The 19,208-nt window shown below is 66.6% G+C and carries 17 protein-coding genes; 7 read left to right on the top strand and 10 right to left on the bottom strand.

Features of this window, described 5'->3' with window-relative positions; genetic code table 11:
• Positions 1-195 precede the first annotated feature (195 nt).
• From B4U45_RS06830 to B4U45_RS06820, 3 genes are all read right to left on the bottom strand, one after another.
• Positions 196-777, bottom strand: coding sequence for a TetR/AcrR family transcriptional regulator (locus B4U45_RS06830; protein ID WP_075545542.1), 582 nt, complete (start codon positions 775-777; stop codon positions 196-198).
• Positions 777-2,018, bottom strand: a complete 1,242-nt coding sequence (locus B4U45_RS06825) for a cytochrome P450 (protein ID WP_183155039.1) — start codon at positions 2,016-2,018, stop codon at positions 777-779. The genes B4U45_RS06830 and B4U45_RS06825 overlap by 1 nt, the downstream gene beginning before the upstream one ends.
• Before the next feature lie 183 nt (positions 2,019-2,201).
• A complete protein-coding gene (locus tag B4U45_RS06820) occupies positions 2,202-3,521 on the bottom strand; it encodes an FAD-binding oxidoreductase (protein WP_075545597.1) in 1,320 nt (439 codons plus the stop codon).
• 80 nt (positions 3,522-3,601) lie between these two features.
• Here B4U45_RS06820 and B4U45_RS28985 point away from each other — a divergent pair, with 80 nt between their 5' ends.
• On the top strand, positions 3,602-3,823 hold the full coding sequence (locus tag B4U45_RS28985) for an SHOCT domain-containing protein (RefSeq protein WP_240316477.1): 222 nt from the start codon (positions 3,602-3,604) through the stop codon (positions 3,821-3,823).
• Positions 3,824-3,827: 4 nt separating this feature from the next.
• On the opposite strand, the gene tap is transcribed toward B4U45_RS28985, so the two are convergent.
• Positions 3,828-5,084, bottom strand: a complete 1,257-nt coding sequence (gene tap, locus B4U45_RS06810; protein ID WP_075545540.1) for a multidrug efflux MFS transporter Tap — start codon at positions 5,082-5,084, stop codon at positions 3,828-3,830.
• A gap of 60 nt (positions 5,085-5,144) precedes the next feature.
• Between tap and B4U45_RS06805 the strand changes: the two genes are divergently transcribed.
• From B4U45_RS06805 to B4U45_RS06795, 3 genes are all read left to right on the top strand, one after another.
• Positions 5,145-5,972 (top strand): uracil-DNA glycosylase, encoded by an 828-nt coding sequence (locus B4U45_RS06805; RefSeq protein ID WP_219859360.1) that lies wholly within the window; start codon positions 5,145-5,147, stop codon positions 5,970-5,972.
• A 2-nt stretch (positions 5,973-5,974) separates the two neighbouring features.
• On the top strand, positions 5,975-7,102 hold the full coding sequence (locus B4U45_RS06800; protein WP_075545538.1) for an FAD-binding protein: 1,128 nt from the start codon (positions 5,975-5,977) through the stop codon (positions 7,100-7,102).
• Between the two features lie 274 nt (positions 7,103-7,376).
• Positions 7,377-7,619 (top strand): hypothetical protein, encoded by a 243-nt coding sequence (locus B4U45_RS06795; protein ID WP_075545537.1) that lies wholly within the window; start codon positions 7,377-7,379, stop codon positions 7,617-7,619.
• A 19-nt stretch (positions 7,620-7,638) separates the two neighbouring features.
• Here B4U45_RS06795 and B4U45_RS06790 read toward each other — a convergent pair whose 3' ends face one another.
• The 3 genes from B4U45_RS06790 to B4U45_RS06780 form a co-directional block, all read right to left on the bottom strand.
• Positions 7,639-11,619 (bottom strand): diguanylate cyclase domain-containing protein, encoded by a 3,981-nt coding sequence (locus B4U45_RS06790; protein ID WP_116671206.1) that lies wholly within the window; start codon positions 11,617-11,619, stop codon positions 7,639-7,641.
• Between the two features lie 96 nt (positions 11,620-11,715).
• On the bottom strand, positions 11,716-12,180 hold the full coding sequence (locus B4U45_RS06785) for a nitroreductase family deazaflavin-dependent oxidoreductase (protein WP_075545535.1): 465 nt from the start codon (positions 12,178-12,180) through the stop codon (positions 11,716-11,718).
• Between the two features lie 9 nt (positions 12,181-12,189).
• Entirely contained in the window at positions 12,190-12,618 is a 429-nt protein-coding gene (locus B4U45_RS06780; RefSeq protein WP_075545534.1) for an HIT family protein, read from the bottom strand.
• A 107-nt stretch (positions 12,619-12,725) separates the two neighbouring features.
• On the opposite strand from B4U45_RS06780, the gene B4U45_RS06775 reads away from it, so the two are divergent.
• Positions 12,726-14,114: an amidase gene (locus B4U45_RS06775; protein WP_089025277.1), complete on the top strand. Its 1,389-nt coding sequence runs from the start codon at positions 12,726-12,728 to the stop codon at positions 14,112-14,114.
• Between the two features lie 44 nt (positions 14,115-14,158).
• Here B4U45_RS06775 and B4U45_RS06770 read toward each other — a convergent pair whose 3' ends face one another.
• Both B4U45_RS06770 and B4U45_RS06765 read right to left on the bottom strand, forming a co-directional pair.
• Positions 14,159-14,656 (bottom strand): hypothetical protein, encoded by a 498-nt coding sequence (locus B4U45_RS06770; protein WP_075545532.1) that lies wholly within the window; start codon positions 14,654-14,656, stop codon positions 14,159-14,161.
• Positions 14,653-16,137, bottom strand: a complete 1,485-nt coding sequence (locus B4U45_RS06765) for a serine/threonine-protein kinase (protein ID WP_075545531.1) — start codon at positions 16,135-16,137, stop codon at positions 14,653-14,655. Before B4U45_RS06765 ends, B4U45_RS06770 begins: the two co-directional genes overlap by 4 nt.
• A 108-nt stretch (positions 16,138-16,245) precedes the next feature.
• On the opposite strand from B4U45_RS06765, the gene B4U45_RS06760 reads away from it, so the two are divergent.
• Together B4U45_RS06760 and B4U45_RS06755 are read left to right on the top strand one after the other, a co-directional pair.
• On the top strand, positions 16,246-17,400 hold the full coding sequence (locus B4U45_RS06760; RefSeq protein ID WP_371687250.1) for an adenylate/guanylate cyclase domain-containing protein: 1,155 nt from the start codon (positions 16,246-16,248) through the stop codon (positions 17,398-17,400).
• A gap of 299 nt (positions 17,401-17,699) precedes the next feature.
• A complete protein-coding gene (locus B4U45_RS06755) occupies positions 17,700-18,284 on the top strand; it encodes a hypothetical protein (RefSeq protein ID WP_075545529.1) in 585 nt (194 codons plus the stop codon).
• Between the two features lie 17 nt (positions 18,285-18,301).
• On the opposite strand, the gene B4U45_RS06750 is transcribed toward B4U45_RS06755, so the two are convergent.
• Positions 18,302-19,208, bottom strand: a 907-nt coding sequence (locus B4U45_RS06750) for a sensor domain-containing protein (RefSeq protein ID WP_219859359.1), incomplete at its 5' end; no start/stop codon positions are given.

Here is a 19,208-nt window from a genome sequence, read left to right as displayed (position 1 = left end):
GCGCCAAGCCCTCGGCGCAGGATTCGCCTTATCTTAGAACGCGTAGGCCGCGACCAAAACGGGATTGAAAAAATGCGGCCGATGCAGCCGATGCAGTGCTCCGGCCGCATGCCCATGAAGGAAGCGCTTAAGCGGCAGGTGTTTTCGCATGCCCAAACCCGGGCGTCGGCGGCGCATCATGACCTTGTGACGGGGCTACGGCGAGGCCGATACCGGAGTCACCACCGGGACGACGAAATCTTCGATCATGGCCCGCTCGTCGGCTTCGTCCCGTCCCGGGAACGTCAGTAGCGAGATGATCACCCGCACCGCCCAACGCGCCCGGCGTTCGACGGCGCCGCCGTCACCGGAGCCGAGTGACTGCAGGAACGCGGCGGCCAGCGCGGTAATCACCTGCGACTGTCCGGCCATCTCGCCGCCGATCGGCGGACGGGTCGCGGCAAACCACGCCGCCAGCGCGGGGCTCTCGCGCACCATCCGCAAGGTGGCGGCGATGCTCGCGACGAGCCGTTCTTGAGGATTCTCGACCCCGTTGATCTGCTGGATGATTTCACGACCGAGCCGCCTGGTCTCCCGGTGCACGTAGGCAGTACGCAACGCTTCGCGGCTGTCGAAGTACCTGTACAGCGTCGCACGGGAACATCCTGCGGCCCTGGCGATCTCGTTCATGCCGATCGAGGCCGGGTCGCGCTCAGTGTAGAGCTGCGCGGCGGCGTCGAGGATGCGGTCTGCGGCCACCTCGGTGCGCCGCGCGGCCAGCCAATCGGTTCCGGCCATTACGACGTCACCCGAAACGGCACCGACAACGGCCGGCGGACGTAGCTTCCCCCGGACCACACGATTGCGGCCTCGTCGATTTCGAAGTCCGGGCAGCGGAGCAGCAGTTCGGTGAGGGCGACGCGGGACTGCATCCGCGCCGCGGCCGCACCCAGGCAATGGTGGGCACCATGACTGAAGGTCAAGATGTTGCGCGGGCACCGGGTGACGTCGAGTTGACCGGCGTCCGAGCCGTATTGGCGCTCGTCGCGATTGGCCGAGCCGTACAGCAGCAATACCTTGCGGCCGGCCGGGACGGTGGTGTCGCCGATCGTCACGTCATTGGTCACGGTGCGCGCCAAGCCCTGTACGGGCGCGGTGAGCCGCAGTAGTTCCTCGATTGCGTCGGGTATGCGTTCTGGTTGGTCCACCAGCAGCCGCCGCTGATCGGGCCGCTGCTGAAGCAACGGCATCGACCCGCCAAGCATTCCGGTGACGGTGTCGTTGCCACCGGTGACCATGGTGAACGTAAAGGCAAGTATCGAAAGGGTGCCGGCGATGTCGCCGTCTGTCCCGACCCCGGCGGCCACCAGGTGGGAAATCGTGTCGTCCGCGGGTTCGGTTCGGCGACGCTCGATCAATCCGGTGAAGTAGGCCATGAGCGAGCCGACCGCATCGCCGACTGTTTCCAGTGCGCCGGCGATGCCGCCTTCGGCGGTGTTGGCCGCGACGATGGCTTGGGTCCAGCCGTCGAACTGGGCCCGATCCTCTTCGGGCACCCCGAGATAATGCGCGACCACCATCGACGGCAGGGGTTTGAACAGCTCGGCGGCGATGTCGCCGCCGCCGTTGGCGCGCAGCCTCTCGATGCGCTCCACGACGAACTCTTTCACCTTGGGCTCGACCGCCTCGACTTGGCGCGGAGTGAAACCGCGCGATACCAGCTTGCGAAACTCGGTGTGCACCGGCGGGTCCTGCATCACCATCGGCGGGTTGTCTTGCAGCCCAATCAACTCCAGCTCACCGTAATTGACCGTGAGCCCCTGTGCGGAGGAGAACGTCTGATGGTCGCGGGCCGCTGCCCAGACGTCGGCGTGCCGGGACAGCACGTAGTAGTCATGGTCCGGACTACCGGGCGGGACGACATGGTGGACCGGGTCGTGGTCTCGCAGTGCCCGGTACATCGGCCAGGGATTGGCCCATGTGTCTGCGGTGGCGAGCTGAAACACCGGGCGAGCATCATGAGACATTACAGCTGTCATGTCTCATTGATACGACAGCGATGGGCTATATGTCAACAGTGCGGCATTCGAGTGTGCGTCCAGGGATTCCAAAGTGCATGTAGGGCGGGCAGAGCCGCGATCGGCCGCCCTGGCCGCACACTCGAAGCCGTCACTGCACACTCGACGCCGAGACTGCACACTCGACGCCGAGACTGCGACCGATCAGATCCCACTGCCGGGGTTGAGGATGCCCAACGGATCCAATGCCTGCTTGATGCGGCGGTTGAGATCCATCGCGTCCGGCCCGAGGTAACCCGCAAGCCACGGCCGCTTCAGCCGTCCGACGCCGTGTTCGCCGGTGATGGTGCCGCCCAGCCCGACGGCCAGGTCCATGATTTCGCCGTACGCGAGCTGGGCGCGCTCGGCCATTGCGACGTCTGCGGGGTCATAAACGAGCAGGGGATGGGTGTTGCCATCGCCGGCATGGGCGATCACCGAGATCATCAGCTCGCGTTCGTCGGCGATCCGGGCAATACCGTTGACCAATGAGCCCAGCGCGGGCAAGGGCACCCCGACGTCTTCCAGCAACAGCGATCCCTTGGTCTCCACCGCCGGGATACAGAATCGGCGAGCAGCGACGAACGCCTCACCCTCATCCGGGTCGTCGGTCGAAAACACTTCGGTGGCACCATTGTCGGTGAAGACGCCGGCCATGAGCGCGGCGTCTTCGGCGGCGGCGCCGCCGCGCTCGTCAGAGCCGGCGACCAGCATGGCCGCCGCCGATCGGTCCAAGTCCATGCGCATGGTGTCCTCGACGGCGTTGATCGCCACCGAATCCATGAACTCCAGCATCGACGGGCGAAGGCGCGCGGTGACGCCGAGCACCGCGTCGACCGCCGACTCCACCGAGGCAAAGCTGGCGACCACGATGCTCGACCCATGTTGAGCGGGCAGCAGCCGCAAGGTCACCTCGGTGATGACGCCCAGCGTGCCTTCGCTGCCGACGAACAGCTTGGTCAGCGAGAGCCCGGCCACATCTTTCAAGCGGGGCCCGCCCAATCGGACCGCGGTGCCGTCGGCCAGCACCACTTGCATGCCCAGCACGTAGTCGGTGGTGACGCCGTACTTCACGCAGCACAGGCCGCCGGCGTTGGTGGCGATATTGCCCCCGATGCTGCAGATCTCGAACGACGACGGGTCCGGCGGATACCACAAGCCGTGTTCGGCGGCGGCCTGCTTCACCTCGACATTGAACAGGCCGGGCTGGCACACCGCGGTCCGGGTCACCGGGTCGATGCTGATGTCGCGCATCTTCTCCGTCGACAGCACGATTCCGTTGTCCAAAGCGGTGGCCCCACCCGACAATCCGGTGCCGGCTCCCCGGGTGACCACCGGTACCCGGTTGGCGGTGGCCCAACGCAGGACGGTCTGCACCTCGCCGGTGCGGCGCGGCCGGACCACGGCAAGCGGCTTGCCCGCGGCCGGATCCAAAGCGCGGTCGTGACGGTAGCCGTCGGTCACCGCCGGGTCGGTGACCACCATCCCGTCGGGCAGGCTGCCGATCAGGCCTGTCAGTAACTCTGCCCTCGCCGGACCCTCCACCGGATCGATCCTACGGGCCGGTGACCGCTGTAGAGCTGAGCGATCCTGAAAGGGCGGGGCGCGGACGTTCGGGCGAAGAAACCTCGGCAAGATCGGTGTGCGGCTGGTCCGGCGCGCCACCGAAGAGCTCGGACCCGATCGACAGGTTGGAAAGACTGGCCGCACTCAAAGACCGCGGCATGCTCACCGACGCGGAATTCGAGCAGCAGAAGCGCCGCGTCCTCGGCAGTTGGAGCAGCTGACCGGCTACACCGGCGAACTTTGCCGAGGCATCTCTTCGGGTGCGCGGTTCAGTTCCCGAAGCGATGGGAGCCGGGTGCACACCAGGCCGGTCAGCAAGATCGGCAGCGCCAACGCCAGGAACGTCACATTCAGTCCGGCGGCATCGGTCAACGGGCCGGCCAGCAGCAAGCCCAGGGGGCCCGCGGCGTAGGCCAGCGACGTCATCACTCCGACCACCCGGCCGCGCAGATGGTGCGGCGCCCGGGTTTGCATGACGTAGTTGTAGATGGGCTGGATCGGCCCGTAGACCAGCCCGATCACTGTGCAGCACACCAGGATCACCGGCAACGGCGGTAGCAGTGCGATGACAGCCGTCGCGGCGCCGAGGGTGAGCACCGCGGTCAGCATGATCGTGCGCCGGCTCAGGTAGTTCGACACCGTCGCGTAGCCGAGCGCGCCGACCAGTCCGCCCAGGCAGATCGCCATCAACACCGAGCCCAGCTGGGCCGGTTGGTGGCGATCGGCGAAGTACTTGGGGAACAGCACGCTTTCCATCGGCAGATACAGCGCGGTCACGCTCAGGTCGATCAGCGCCAGCGCGCGCAATACCCGCAAACTCCACACGAAACGAAGCCCCTCGGCGACCCCGGAAACCAACCCCTCGGGGCGGGTCGTGTGATGCGGCCTGCCGGTGCCCTCGAGCCGCAAGGCGGCAATGGCAAGGATGGACAACCCGAACGCCACCGAGGTGATCCACATCGTGTTGATGCCGCCGACCGTTGCGATCATCACGCCGCCGATGCCCGGACCCACCACAAAGGCGAGGTTGAGGATGGCCTCGTAGATGCTGTTGACCCGGTCCAGCGACCAGCCCGCCCGGATGGCGGCCTCGGGCAGCATCGACTGGCGAGCGGTTATCCCGGCCGGGTCGAAGGCGGCCGAACAGGCGCCCAGTGCCGCGAGCACGGCCACGTTGACGGCGCCGGTGCCCAACGCCCAGGCCACCAGCGGGACGGCGGCCACCGCGGTCCCGGATAGCGCGTCGGACACCATCGACACCCGGCGACGGCCGAAGTAGTCGACCGCGGTGCCGGCGATCAGTGTCGAGAACAACAGTGGCAGCGTGGTCGCGCCGGCAACGATCGACGCCTGCCCCGCGCTGCCTTCGCGCTGCAACACTAGCCATGGGAACGCCACGATCGAGATACCGTCGCCCGCACACGCCATCAAGGTGGCGAACAGGATCAGAAACACCGGGCCGCGGCTGTTGTTGCTGTTCATGGTTATCGCGGCTGAATCTAACGCCATGGCCGTATCGGCGACCACTGAATTTCGCCCGCCGTGCAGGATGTTGGGGTGCTCATGCATCCGAATACCGGCCGGGCATTCGGGTCGCCGGTCGGTCCCGGCACCGGCTGGCCGGGCGATCCGGCGACACCGCAAACCCCGGTGGCGGCCGATGCCGCACAAGTTGTGCAACTGGCCGGCGCGGCACGCTCGATTCGCGAACTCGATGCCCTGGTCAGCGTGTGCCGGGCCTGTCCCCGACTGGTGAGCTGGCGGGAACACGTCGCCGCCGTAAAACGCCGGGCCTTCGCCGATCAGCCGTATTGGGGACGGCCGGTGCCGGGCTGGGGGTCGGAGCGGCCCCGGCTGTTGATCGTCGGCCTGGCTCCGGCTGCGCACGGGGCCAACCGGACCGGGCGCATGTTCACTGGCGACCGGTCCGGAGATCAGCTGTATGCGGCGCTGCACCGCGCCGGCCTGGTGAACCAACCGACCAGTGTCGACGCCGCGGACGGCTTGCGCGCCAACCAGATTCGGATCGTCGCGCCGGTGCGATGCGCGCCGCCGGCCAACGCACCCACCCCGGCGGAGCGGCTGGCCTGCGCGCCCTGGCTGGACACCGAATGGCGGCTGGTTTCCGAGGACGTCCGGGCGATCGTTGCCCTGGGTGGGTTCGCCTGGCAGATCGCGCTGCGGATGTCTGGCGCGTTAGCCAAGCCCAAGCCCCGGTTCGGCCATGGTGTTGTGGCCGAGTTGGGGTCGGGACTTCGATTGCTCGGCTGCTACCATCCGAGCCAGCAGAACATGTTCACCGGTAAGTTGACACCGGAAATGCTCGACGACGTAATCCGCGACGCCAAGACTCTGGCAGGAATTGAGTAAGGGTGCGAACAGTTCTGGTTTCCGGTGCCAGCGTGGCCGGTACTGCGGTTGCGTACTGGCTTGGGCAGCAAGGGTATTCGGTTACGGTGGTGGAACGCCACCCCGGGCTGCGGCCGGGCGGCCAGGCGATCGATGTCCGCGGTCCGGCGCTGACGGTGCTGGACCGCATGGGGCTACTGACTGCCGCGCAGGCGTGCAAGACTGGCATCCGCGGCGCCTCGGTCGTCGACCGCGACGGCAACGAATTGTCCCGGGACACCGAATCGACACCGACCGGCGGTCCCATCGACAATCCCAATATCGAGCTGCTGCGCGACGATCTCATCGAATTACTCTACGGCGCAACCCAACCGGGGACCGAGTACCTCTTCGACGACAGCATCACCGCGTTGGACGACGACGGCAGCACGGTCGCGGTGACCTTCGAGCGCGCCGATGCCCGCAGCTTCGGCTTCGTGATCGGCGCCGACGGATTGCATTCCAACGTGCGCCGGCTGGTTTTCGGTCCCGAGGAGCAATTCATCAAGAGGCTGGGCACGTTCGCGGCGATCTTCACCGTGCCCAACTTTCTGGAGCTCGACTATTGGCAGAAGTGGCATTACGGGGACGCCACCATGGCCGGGGTCTACAGCGCGCGGGGCAACACCGAGGCCCGTGCCGCACTCGGATTCATGGACCCCGATCTGCGGATCGATTACCGCGACAAAGAGGCTCAATTCGCCGAGTTGGAACGCCGGATGGCCACCGACGGCTGGGTGCGCGCGCAGTTGCTGCACTACATGAAGTCGGCGCCGGATTTCTACTTCGACGAGATGTCGCAGATCGTGATGGACCGCTGGTCCAAGGGCAGGGTCGCGCTGGTCGGCGACGCGGCATACTGCTGTTCGCCGTTGTCCGGGCAAGGGACCAGTGTTGCCCTGCTAGGCGCCTATATCCTGGCCGGTGAGCTCGCCGCGGCCGGCACCGACTACCAGCGCGGCTTTGCCAACTACTACGCCGAATTCAGCGGTTACGTCGAGCGCAACCAGTGGCTGGTCAGCGACAACATTCCCGGTGGCGAACCGATACCCCAGGAGGAGTTCGAACGCGTCGTGGACTCGCTCACGCTCGAGGACTACCAACGGCGCTGAACCGGCCGCGAAATCGTCGGCCATGATCGGCGCCACGGCCACGCCGCCGGCCGTCATGCGTCGCGCTGTAGGTGTGATAGCTCACAGTGGCACGTGTCGCGGTCGAGGACCAGACGCGCCTTCGTCGGCGCCGGTAAACTGTGTGACGGCTAGGTGGGTTCGGTCCACCAGCCCCTTCTCCCGGCAGTCGATCAAGCCGCGCCGCACCGCAAACCCATTGCCTACTAATGACCTTCGACCGTATCCGGCAGTCCGTGACAAGGAGTCTTCGCGTATGGTTCACCGCTACAATTACCGCATCGTCTGGTCACCTGGACATGACAAATACGCAGCCCACTGCAACGAGATGCCGGTCGTGTCGTCATTGGCCGGCACTCCGCAGGAAGCTCTCGACCAGATCGTGCGGCTGGTTGCCGACGGCGACGATGCCACCGACGGCCCGGTTACGGGCGCGATGCCGAAACGACGATCGCCGCATCCGCCGCGGGTGGTACCTCGGTGGCGCACCCGCTGCTGAGCCGCCGGCGCGGCGGACGTCAAGCCGGATCCGGCACATGACTGTTGATCCACTGCACCACCTCGTCCGCCGGTAACGGCGGACTGTGCACGAAACCCTGGGTGATGGTGCAGCCGTAGCGGCGCAGCGCGCTCAAGGTCACCTCGTCTTCGACCCCCTCGGCAACCAGGTCCGCTCCCAGGCTGTGGGCCAGCGCCACCGTCGACCGCACGATCGCAACCGAACGCGGGTCCAGGGCCAGTCGCGCCACGAACACCCGGTCGAGCTTGAGTTCATCGACCGAGACGTCCTGCAAGCGTGCCAGCGACGACCACCCGGTGCCGTAATCGTCGAGCGAGATGCGAACGCCTAGGTGCTGCAACGCCGCAACAGTATTACGAGACCGCACCGAGTCGGCGAGGGTGCTCTCGGTGATCTCGATAATGAGAGCGTCCGCGGGCACGCCGTGCGCCTTCAACAGCCCCTCGATCGTGCCCTCTAGATCCAGGTCAAGCAGATTCGTCGTCGAGAGGTTAACGGCAACCGTCAAATCCATGCCCTGGTCACGCCAGGACCGCAGCTGGGCGAGCGCGAGGTCGAGGGTGCGGTTGGCCACCCTGCGCATCAGGCCGACACGTTCGGCGGCGGGCAGGAACTCCTCGGGAAGCAGCATCCCCCTGCTGGGGTGCTGCCAGCGCAGCAGTGCCTCGACGCTGTGGACGCTACCGTCGTCGGCGTTGATCTTGGGCTGATAGTGACAGATGAGTTCGGTACCGTTCAACAGCGCGGCGCGTAGATCATCGACGAGGGTGGGATCGCTATCGCGATACAGCTCAAACGCCGAGTCGTAGGCCACGACTTTGCCTTTGGCGCTTTTGGCGTGCGGGATCGCCGTCTCGGCGCGGTTGAGCAGCTCCTGCGGATGGTCACAGTGGTCGGGGTAGAGCGCAATGGCGATGCGGGCATCGACCTGCACGGTCACCGGATCCAGCTGGAACGGTTCCCCAAAGGCATCGAGCAGCCGACCCGCTTGGGCGCGGGCGGCAATGAGATCCGCGCCTTCGCTCAGCAGGATCGCGAACTCGTTGTCACCGGTGCGCGCCAGCAGATCTTCCGGACGCACACACTGTGACAGGCGATTCGCGATGCGGCACAACAACTCCTCGGTCATGTGACGACCGATCGAACCGGTGATCTCGTCGAACTCGTAGAGATGCAGCAACAGCAGCGCTCGGCCTGGCGGGGTTCTGGGCGCCAGGTCCGGCGCGTTGACCGACAGTGCGGTCAGGGCTGTCGCCAGCGAACGCCGATTGGGCAGCGCCGTCAATTCGTCGGTCATGGCGTGCTGGTGGGTTTCGGCCAGCACACTGACGTCCCGGAAAGCCACCGAAAACCGCGCCGCGACCGCGATCAGGCTCAACGCGGCCAATGCGCCCGCGATCCGCGAGTGCGGGCCCAGCACAATAACTCCCAGCGCCACGACGGTGCAGGCCACGGGCGCGGCGTACGAACCGAGTCCACGCTTCGGTGCGGGCCCCGCCGGCGACCAGGGCGCCCAGCTGGCCATCGCCACCAGTAGCGACGATGCGGGCCACAGGGCGTCGAACCAGGTTCCCACCCGATACGAACCGGCGGCGGTTTCGAAAAGATACCGGGTGTCGGCGGCGGCGAACAGCGTGAACCCGGCGACCAGCAGAATCCAGCGAAGCTGGTTGCGCAAGCCCAGGATCGGCAGCATGCCGGCCGCAAGGGCCAGGAGGACCAGATCGCCCCACGGATACACCAGGCCCACCAGCACGGTGGCCGGTGCGCGGGCCGCCGCCGCACGAATGGGCCCTGCGGTCAGGGCGGCGGCAACCGCGGCGCCGGCCAATCCACAGATCAGCGAATCGAGGCGCACGCCAACCGGCACCCTCTTCAACCGCGCCCGCATGAGCAGCAGCAGCCCGGCGTAGCCGAACGGATAAAACGCCAGGTAGAACGGATCCGCTAAGGACGGCGACTGACCGTCGGGCACCCACAGCCGGTAGACGACGTCGCCCAAAGCCGCGGATGCCTGCCCGGCCGCGATCAGCGACCAAGCCACCCGACCGGCGGCAACGTGATAGGCGCGAGCCGCAATCACCGCAGCCGCCAGCAGGGTCAGCGCCGGATACCAGGATTCGGCGAAGACCCGGTGACCGCCATGCACGGTGAGCGCGGTGTAAAGGGCGACGCCGATTGTCAGCAGTGCCAAGGCAATCCGGATGCCCACCGGCGGCCACCAAAATCCGCGGCGCGGCGGGCGGTCTCGTTGGGCCGGTGTTGCCGCCGCGAAGCCGGCCGAGCGCCGCAGCGGTGCCGCCTGGTCCGGTTCGGGCTCGGAAGGACGGCACGTGTCCGCGCCGGTCCCGCGCCGGGGGGCGTTTCCCGGGACGGCTGACGGGGTGGCTTTCGGGATGGCCTGGATGGTCGGTACCGGTGCGTCGGCGTGCCGCGCGAGCGCTTCGGAGAAGGGCATATCCGGCACGAAACTGCGGATCCGTTCGCCGCCTTCGCGTTTGGCGGCATACATGGCCAGGTCGGCATGCCGGAGAAGTTCGTCGACGGTACAGCTCGATCCCGCGGTGGCTACCGTGTATCCGATGCTGGGACGTACCGTGACTGGAACGCCGTCGATGACGATCGCCGCGTCGAATGCGTCGAGTACCCGATGCGCCGCGGCTTGTGTTTCCTCGACGGAGCCTTCGATGAGCACCGCGAACTCATCCCCGCCCAGCCGGGCGATGGTCGCCGTTTCGTCGAGGGAGGCGGTCAGCAGGCTGGCGACCCGAATGAGAAGCTCGTCGCCGGCCGGGTGACCGAGGGCGTCGTTGACCTGCTTGAAGTTGTCCAGGTCGAGGCATAACACCGCGATCGGGTCGGGTCGCTGATCGCGAGCGGCGATGGCTCGGTCCACTCGGTTGAGGAACCGGGTCCGATTGGCCAGACCGGTCAGGCTGTCGCGAGACGCCTCGTGCGCTACCTCGGCCAGCAAAGCCTGGTTCTCGACCAGGACTACGAGCTGGCGGGCCAGCACCGCGGCGACCAGAATGCCGAGCGCGGCGAACAGGAACGGCCACTGCCGCACCTGGTCCATGAGGTGACCCAGTCCGATCGCTGCGGCCAGCACCAGCGGCAGGTACGGCAACCACAGCCGGACCCGGGACGTGACCTCCGTACCCGTCTCGCTCGTCTCGTCCCGAACCGCTGTCGGAGACTCCCTGACGCTGGCCAGCGCCGCCAGCGCCACCAGTCCGAGGCCGGCCACTCGGGGCAGGTCGACCAGCTCGCCGGTGTGATAGCTGCCGCTTCCGGTCTGGAACACGATCACGATGTCGGCGCCGCCGATAACAGTGATCCCGGCGGCTAACAGGCTCAGGCTGGGCCGCCCGCTGGGCAGGGTTCGCGACAACACCAATATCGCAACTGTCATGACGACGACGTCGGCGAAGACATGGGTGAAAATCACCGGCCGCGAGCTGCTGGCGTCCCGTACCACGGTGTTGAGGATGAATACCCACGCGGCCACGAACACCGACGTCGCGACGATGACACCGTCGAGGATCAACCGCCAGGGCACCCGGCGAACGGACTCCGACAGCAGCAGCAACGCCGTCGCGGCTCCGACGGGATACCACAGCAGCGCCATCTCAGCCGTCGTGGGGTGTGCGGCGTGATCGAGTTGCGGGCACACCTCGGACAGGGCGCAAATGACCTCACCGACCGTCCACCCCGACAGCGCCGTCGTCAGCGCCAGCCAGCCCAATCTGCGGCGCCCGGCCGCGCAACGGGCCGCGTTGCCGGCACATCCCGCAGTCCAAAGCAACGACAGCACCGGCACAAGCTGGTTGACCGGCCAAGCCGGATAGCCGCCCGGCCAGCTCCCGATCGACATCGCCGCGGTCAGCGCCACCGCGAGGGTGAATCCGCCGCCGACGAGCCAACCAGCGCGCGCCGACAGTCCGAAGCGCCGCCACGGATTGGGCGTGCCGCGTTTCATAGCCGCTCCAGTCGCTTCGCACCCCATTGCCGGTGACAACCGGAAGCTTCACCGCGCTCTAGCGCAGAATAATCCGTGACGACCGGTCCGGCTTGACTACGCCCGCGTTTGCCTGGTCGGGGTCAACGCAAAGATCGGGATGGGCCGCGGCGTCCGGTGCTGGTAACCGCTGTAGCGATTCGCGTTGTTTTTGTTGACCAGCTGCCACATCCGGGAATAGTCGGCGTCGTCCGGGGTGACCCGTCGTGCGGTCACCGCCAATCGCTTTGGGCCCACGTTGATTTCGCACCGGGGATGCTTGCGCAGGTTGTGGTACCAGCCAGGGTGGCGATCTGCGCCTCCGTTGGAGGCGACGATCAGATACGAGTCACCGTCGCGCGCGTAGGTCAGCGACGTGGTGCGTGGTTGGCCGGTCTTGGCGCCAACGGTGTGTAGCAGCAGGCTCGGCGGAACACCCGGCATGCGGTGCCCAATCCGCCCATTGGTCTTCTGGTAGACCGTGTCATGCAGTCGCAACAGGGGCGCGCCGACTAATCGCTCGAACAGCGTGAGATTGCTCATGGTCCAGCCTTACTGGCTCGCGTCGATGCGGGCCAACGCCTCGCGAAGGATTCGCCCGGTGGCCTCACGGTTCGGGTCGCGGCGCAACACCATCGCCTTGGCAAGCGCCAGCTTGTCGCCGTTGCGCCGCGGTAGCACATGGAGGTGAATGTGGAACACCGTCTGGAAGGCGGCGCTGCCGTCGTTGATCGCGATGTTGGTCGCGTCGGCCAATTCCGTCGCGCGGGCGGCCTTGGCGATCCGCTGGCCGATCGTAACCATGTCGGCCAGCGTGTCGGGCGGGGTGTCGGTGATGTCCACGGTGTGTCGTTTGGGCAGTACCAAGGTGTGACCGCGGCTGAACGGTCGGATGTCGAGGATGGCCAGATAGCCGTCGTCTTCGTAGATCGGAATGGCTGGGGCTTCACCGGCGACTATCGCACAGAACACGCAGGGCATAGCGCCCACGGTACTGCGCCCGGCGCCGACCTTTCTCCGCGGACCCGCGGCCGGTGATGCTCAGGGAGCACCTGGAACCGCCCGTCCGAGCGGGATACGCTGCGGCAGTGGACCCTAACGATCTCGCGTTCGTCGGCGCGACGGAGCAGGCGCAACTGCTGGCAGACGGTGAGATCACCGCACCGGTGCTTCTCGAGGTCTATCTGGAACGAATCGAGCGGTTGGACAGCCAGTTGCGTGCCTACCGCGTGGTGCGCTACGACGGCGCGCGCGACGAGGCCGAGGTGGCCCAGCAGCGCCTCGACGCCGGCGAGCGGCTGCCGCTGCTTGGGGTGCCGATCGCGGTCAAAGACGATGTCGACCTCGCCGGAGAGGTGACGACGTACGGCGGCGGCGGGCACGGTCCGGCGGTGACAGCCGACGCGGAGCTGGTCCGCCGGCTGCGCGCCGCGGGTGCCGTCGTCATCGGCAAGACCAATGTGCCCGAGCTGATGATGATGCCCTACACCGAGTCGCTGACGTTCGGGGCGACCCGCAACCCGTGGAATCCCTCCCGGACTCCCGGTGGCAGCAGTGGCGGCAGTGCCGCCGCGGTCGCTGCCGGGTTGGCACCGGTGGCGTTCGGATCCGACGGCGGCGGGTCGATCCGGATCCCGTCGACCTGGTGTGGAGTGTTCGGGCTGAAGCCGCAACGTGACCGGATCTCGTTGGAGCCGCACGACGACGCCTGGTACGGACTCAGCGTCAACGGCCCGATCACGCATACGGTGCGCGACGCCGCACTGCTGCTCGACGTGACGACCGCGGTGCCCGGTCCCGAAGGCGAATTCGTCGACGCTGCCGCACGCGAGCCCGGACGCCTGCGAATTGCCTTGAGCACCAAGGTCCCCACCCCGCTTCCGGTACGGGTTGGCAAGGCGCAACTGTCAGCGGTCGACCAGGCGGGTGCATTGCTGCGCGATCTCGGCCACGACGTGATCATTCGCGACCCCGAGTATCCGGCCGCGCTCTACGCCAACTTTTTCCCCCGGTATCTGCGCGGTATCAGCGACGACGCCGACGCGCAGGCTCACCCGGAACGTCTGGAAGCGCGCACCCGCAATATCGCCCGGATGGGGTCGTTCTTCTCGGACCGCCGGATGGCGGCGCTGCGCGCTGCGGAAGCCGGGATCAGCAGCCGGATCCAGTCGATCTTCGACGACGTTGACATCGTCGTCACCCCGGGTACGGCGGCCGGGCCGCCGAGGATCGGCGCCTATCAGCGCCGGGGAGCGGTGTCGACGCTGCTGCTGGTGGCCCAACGGGTGCCCTACCAACAGGTCTGGAATGTGACCGGCCAGCCCGCCGCCGTGGTGCCCTGGGACTTCGACGACGACGGCATGCCGATGTCGGTGCAACTCGTCGGCCGGCCGTATGACGAGGCGACCCTGCTGTCGTTGTCGGCGCAGATCGAAGCCGCCCGGCCCTGGGCGCACCGGCGGCCGCCGGTGTCGTGACAGCGACTAGGGGAGGAGACGTGACTGGCACGTGTCAGCGGCGCCTAGATCGGATTCATGGAATCGATCAACCACTTGCCGCTCACTTTCGTCAGCCCAGCGCGAACCGAGCTCGCGGTGACTACCGGTGCGGGTTTGCCCCTGCTGGTTGTGCTTTGGTCGACGAACAGCAGAATCGAGGCCTTGTCGGCAGTCAATGATTCGACACCGGCATGGGTAACGGTAGCTGTCGCGGTGGTGCCGTTGGTTCGGGCGGCCGGGATGACCTGTTGCCTGGCGAATTGCCGGTAATAGTCGAGAAATGCTCCGGTCAGCACTTCCTCAGCCGCCCTGGTGTCTTGCTCTACCGTGTCCGCCGTGTACGTGAGCACTTTGGCCACATCGGCTTTGGCGACTTCCAACACCGCGTGGCGGTTGGCGGCGCGGTTGGCCGGCAACCCTCGGTTCTTGACCAGCATCAGCCCGCCGCCCAGCGCCCCGGCCGCAAGCGTTGCGAGAATGAGCGCGGCGACGACAGCCCACCACACGACTCGCCGGGTCATCGGACAAATTCCACGTTCGACACCAGGTAGGTGTCACCGATTTTTTCCACCTGCATGAGTAAGCGCCATGATCGTGGGTCTTGGGTTGCACCGGCGTTGTTGGTGACTTTCGATGTCATGGCCACCACCACGCGGGCTGTCGTGCCGCTGATCGCCTCCAGGCCTGCGCCGGTGGCGATTCCATGGGTCACCACGTTCGAATTCAGAATTGTCTGCTTGAACTCGGATCTTCTGCTGGCAAAGTCGTCGTGAAACGTGCCGGTCGAACCGTCGAGGATCCGCTGGATGTCGCGATCGGCGGTCTGGGGATCGAGACTCGTCAAGAACACGCCGAATTGCTTCGCGTAATCGACGTACGGCTGCCACCGCGGCGCCGCGGCGGCTGGCCGCGGACCGGGCCGGAGTACCTGCACTGCGGCAAAACCGATGGCGCACAGCAGCATTGCCGCCAGCACCAGCGGAACCACAATCGACACGACTGTTCGTCGCCGCGCCCCTGGCTGCGCCGCGGGCCTAGCGGGATGCCAGTACATCGGCTGCATCGGGGCGGCGCGGGTATCGACGGCATTCAGGGGAGCGGGAGCGATTCCCGCTGCCATTGTCCGATCGTCGGGCCGGTTCACTGCCATGCCTGAATCGGGTGTGACGCGTTCCGTTAACGCCTGGGCGAACTCTCGGCAGCTGCCATAGCGGTCGTTCGGCTGTTTCGCCAATGCAGTCGCGAAAACCGAGTCCAGCGAAGCAAGTTCGGCTCGCTGGTCGCTCGGCTTTGGCGGTGGTGCATTGAGGTGCTGGCTGATCATTGCGACCGGGTTGGAATGCTGATACGGACGTGCACCCGTGAGTAGGTGAAAGGCGGTGGCGGCCAACGCATACTGGTCGGCGCGGCCGTCGATGTCGGCGCCCATCAGCTGTTCGGGCGCGCAATATGCGGCCGTGCCTACTGTCAGATTTGTTGCGGTGATCCCGCTGATGTCGCCGAGTTGGCGCGCTATCCCGAAGTCCGCCAAGAATATTCGCCGATTACCATCGCCGTCTGGCTCGGTGACCATGATATTGGCGGGTTTGACATCACGGTGCAGCAGGCCTCGCTGATGAGCGTAATCGAGCGCGCTGGCCACGGCTGTCACGAGGGTGGCAACCTCGGCTGCGGGCATGCCCCCGGAGTTGCGGTTCGCCGTGAGCTGTGCTGCATCGGTTCCTTCGATGTAGTCCATCGAGATCCAGAGCTGACCGTTGAACTCGCCGCGGTCGTGGACACCGACGATGTGCGGGTGGAATAGCGTGGCGGCCACGTCAGCCTCGCGTTGAAATCGCTCACGGAACACACTGTCCGCCGATACGTCCCGAGGCAGGACTTTCAACGCGTCACGGCGCGGCAACCGTGGATGCTGCGCAAGGTACACCGCGCCCATACCCCCCGAGCCGAGTAATCGAATAATGGTGTACCCAGCAAACATTGTGCCGGCAGATAACGGCATGGCCGGATATTACCTTGGGAGTCGGCGCGGCCGACTTGCCAGCCCGCGGTGTGGTCCGTCGACCGGCCGCGCCTCGCGGCGGCGTTATACGTTGAGCGGTAACGGACACTGGAGGCCACCGTGGAACACGTGCCCGAGCCGGCCGACCGCGATATCGACGATCTGCTCGAGGGCCTCGACGGCACGGCACGCGCGGAGCGCGCCGAGCTGATCGAGTGGCTGCTCGAACAGGGCATTACCGCTGACGAGATCCGGCTGGCCAACCCGCCGCTGCTGCTGGCCACTCGGCGGCTGATCGGCGACGACGGCGCGTACGTATCCGCCCGCGAGATCAGCGAGACCTACGGCATCGACCTCACCCTGCTGCAGCGGGTGCAGCGCGCCATCGGTTTGGCCAGGGTCGACGACCCGGATGCGGCCGTACATATGCGAGCCGACGGTGAAGCCGCCGCAACCGCGCAGCGGTTCGTCGAGCTGGGGCTGAATCCCGATCAAGTCGTCATGGTGGTGCGTGTTCTCGCCGAGGGCCTGTCGCACGCCGCGGAGGTCATGCGTTATACCGCGCTGTCGGCGATCATGCGTCCGGGGGTCACCGAGGTGCAGATCGCGCAGGCGTCGCAGGCGCTGGTGAGTCGGATCGTGCCGCTGCTCGGCCCGATGATCCAGGAAATGCTATTCATGCAGTTGCGGCACATGATGGAAACCGAGGCCGTCAATGCCGGTGAGCGAGCTGCCGGCAAGCCGTTGCCGGGCGCGCGCCAGGTCACCGTCGCCTTCGCCGACCTCGTCGGCTTCACCAAGCTCGGTGAGGTGGTGTCGGCCGAAGAGCTGGGGCATCTTGCCGGCCGGCTGGCAGAGTTGGCCCGTGACCTGACCGCTCCGCCGGTGCGGTTCATCAAGACGATCGGTGACGCGGTGATGTTCGTCTGCGCGGATCCGGTGCCCCTGCTGGACACGGTCCTGAAACTGGTCGAGGTCATCGACAGCGATGCGGCGTTTCCCCGGTTGCGCGCAGGAGTTGCATCCGGCATGGCGGTGAGCCGGGCCGGTGACTGGTTCGGCAGTCCGGTGAACGCGGCCAGCCGGGTGACCGGGGTGGCGCGGCCGGGCACGGTGCTGGCCGCCGAATCCGTTCGGGAGTCCGTGGGTGACGGCGCCGGGTTCGAGTGGTCATTCGCCGGTACCCGTCGCCTCAAGGGCATCAAGAATGAAGCCAAGTTGTTCCGGGTGCGTCGAGGCGACGGCGGCGATCTGCGGCCCTGATTGGGCAGGCCGATCCGGAGGGCTATCCATCGCGCATATGGGCAGGCCCGGAGCGACTCTCGGGGGCGTCTGGCTCCGTCTTACGCGGATCCTGCGCTGCCGGATCTCACCCCGTTGTCCGGCACTTGAGTTCGGTCGCTTCCGGGCCTGCTTCGCTACCAAAAATACAACTGCGCATTACTCGATAGCAATGGTCTTCAGGCCCGAACCATGGCATGAGCAGAGTCCCGTGCGGGCTTGGACGTTCACCGTCAGTGAACGGGATTCCATCACATGTATTACGGTGTAATCATGTAATTATGAAAGCACACCCTATGCATGGACATCGGTACGGGCGCCCCGGAGGCTGGCAGCAAGCCCAGCAACCGGATGCCAGTGATGCGGCCGAATGGTTCGCTGGACGTCTCCCCGAAGATTGGTTCGACGGCGATCCCACGGTGATCGTCGACCGCGAGGAGATCACGGTGATCGGCAAGCTTGCCGCGCCAGAGGATTCCGGAACGGAGCAGAGTCCGGCACGCGGGAAAGGACGAGCTTCGCGGTTCCGGGAGGAAACTCGCTCCGAGCGGATGCGGATCGCCGACGAGGCTCAGGATCGCTACGGACGTAAGGTGTCCTGGGGCGTGGACGTCGTCTCCGCCGCCGGCACCGAGCGGATCCTGTTCACCCACATCGCGGTTCCGGTGATGACCCGCCTGCGGCAACCGGAGCGTCAGGTGCTGGACACGCTGGTCGACGCCGGTGTCGCGCGGTCACGCGCCGACGCTCTCGCGTGGTCGGTCAGGCTGGTCGGTGAGCACACCGAGGAATGGCTGGCCAAGTTGCGCACCGCCATGGCGGCGGTGGACGACCTTCGCGCCCAGGGGCCTGATCTGGGGGATTAGCCCAGGGTTCGTCCCCCCTACTTGGTTTCCTTGTTGACCTTGGCGATGATCTGGTCGGCGATCTGGCCGCCCTGATCGGTGATCTGATAACCGCAGGCGTTGATGTCGACGATCACGTTGTTCGCCACGCTCATCGCGCGCTGGCACTCCCAGCCGTCAGCGCCCTCCTGGGTGTCGATGACCGTGATCTTCGGCGGGCTGCCGACCACGTCGGCGAACGTCCACCGGTAGGTCTTGCCCTTGTTGGTGACGGTCACCGTCTTGCCCGCGCAATTTTTCCATTTTCCGGCCGCAGACTGCAGGAACGAGCGAGCTTTGTCGGCGGACGGAAAGGCCACCACGGCCTGGTTGACCCAGTGGTCGTAGTTGTCGCCGGGTTCCGACGACACCAGACCGCTGATTCCGGTGTAGCCCGTGCCGGAGTAGACCGGATCTTGGCTGGTATACAAGGCAGCCTGACAGTCGGGCAGCGACAGCGTCACCGGCGATGGGTCCATCGACGTGATCGGTTTGCCCGGTTGGATGTTCGATGCGCCCATCACGGAGTTGATTTCTGACGGGCTCAGCAACAGCGCGCTGAGCCGGTCCTCCGAGATCGGTTTCGGCGGCGGCGCCGGCTTGGGTCGGGTGACCAGCCAGATACCTACTGCTCCGACCACGAGGACCAGCACGATAGCGACGGCTGCCACGATCGGCCACGGGTTGCGGTTTCGTGACGCCGACGGCTGCTGCCCCTGATTCCAGCCCGGTGGGCCGGGGGGTTGCTGCGGCGGTGGTGTGCCCGGTGGCGTACCGCCCCAGCCGCCGCCTTGGTAGAACCCCGGGGTGGGGGTCGGCTGGCCGGCCGGCATCGGGCCGCTCGTCGGGGCCCACGAGGGTTGGCCCGCTGGCGGCGGGGCTGGAGCGCGCCCGGGCGGCGCCGAG

It is taken from the genome of Mycobacterium persicum (assembly GCF_002086915.1).
Lineage (GTDB): Bacteria > Actinomycetota > Actinomycetes > Mycobacteriales > Mycobacteriaceae > Mycobacterium > Mycobacterium persicum.
This window is presented reverse-complemented; position numbering and strand designations above follow the sequence as displayed.

Bases quoted from the DNA above. Each gene is read 5' to 3' on its own strand.
- B4U45_RS06830 (WP_075545542.1), bottom strand. From the start codon at position 777: ATGGCCGGAACCGATTGGCTGGCCGCGCGGCGCACCGAGGTGGCCGCA.
- B4U45_RS06825 (WP_183155039.1), bottom strand. From the start codon at position 2,018: ATGACAGCTGTAATGTCTCATGATGCTCGCCCGGTGTTTCAGCTCGCC.
- B4U45_RS06820 (WP_075545597.1), bottom strand. From the start codon at position 3,521: ATGGTGGTCACCGACCCGGCGGTGACCGACGGCTACCGTCACGACCGC.
- tap (WP_075545540.1), bottom strand. From the start codon at position 5,084: ATGAACAGCAACAACAGCCGCGGCCCGGTGTTTCTGATCCTGTTCGCC.
- B4U45_RS06795 (WP_075545537.1), top strand. From the start codon at position 7,377: ATGGTTCACCGCTACAATTACCGCATCGTCTGGTCACCTGGACATGAC.
- B4U45_RS06790 (WP_116671206.1), bottom strand. From the start codon at position 11,619: ATGAAACGCGGCACGCCCAATCCGTGGCGGCGCTTCGGACTGTCGGCG.
- B4U45_RS06785 (WP_075545535.1), bottom strand. From the start codon at position 12,180: ATGAGCAATCTCACGCTGTTCGAGCGATTAGTCGGCGCGCCCCTGTTG.
- B4U45_RS06780 (WP_075545534.1), bottom strand. From the start codon at position 12,618: ATGCCCTGCGTGTTCTGTGCGATAGTCGCCGGTGAAGCCCCAGCCATT.
- B4U45_RS06770 (WP_075545532.1), bottom strand. From the start codon at position 14,656: ATGACCCGGCGAGTCGTGTGGTGGGCTGTCGTCGCCGCGCTCATTCTC.
- B4U45_RS06765 (WP_075545531.1), bottom strand. From the start codon at position 16,137: ATGCCGTTATCTGCCGGCACAATGTTTGCTGGGTACACCATTATTCGA.
- B4U45_RS06755 (WP_075545529.1), top strand. From the start codon at position 17,700: ATGAAAGCACACCCTATGCATGGACATCGGTACGGGCGCCCCGGAGGC.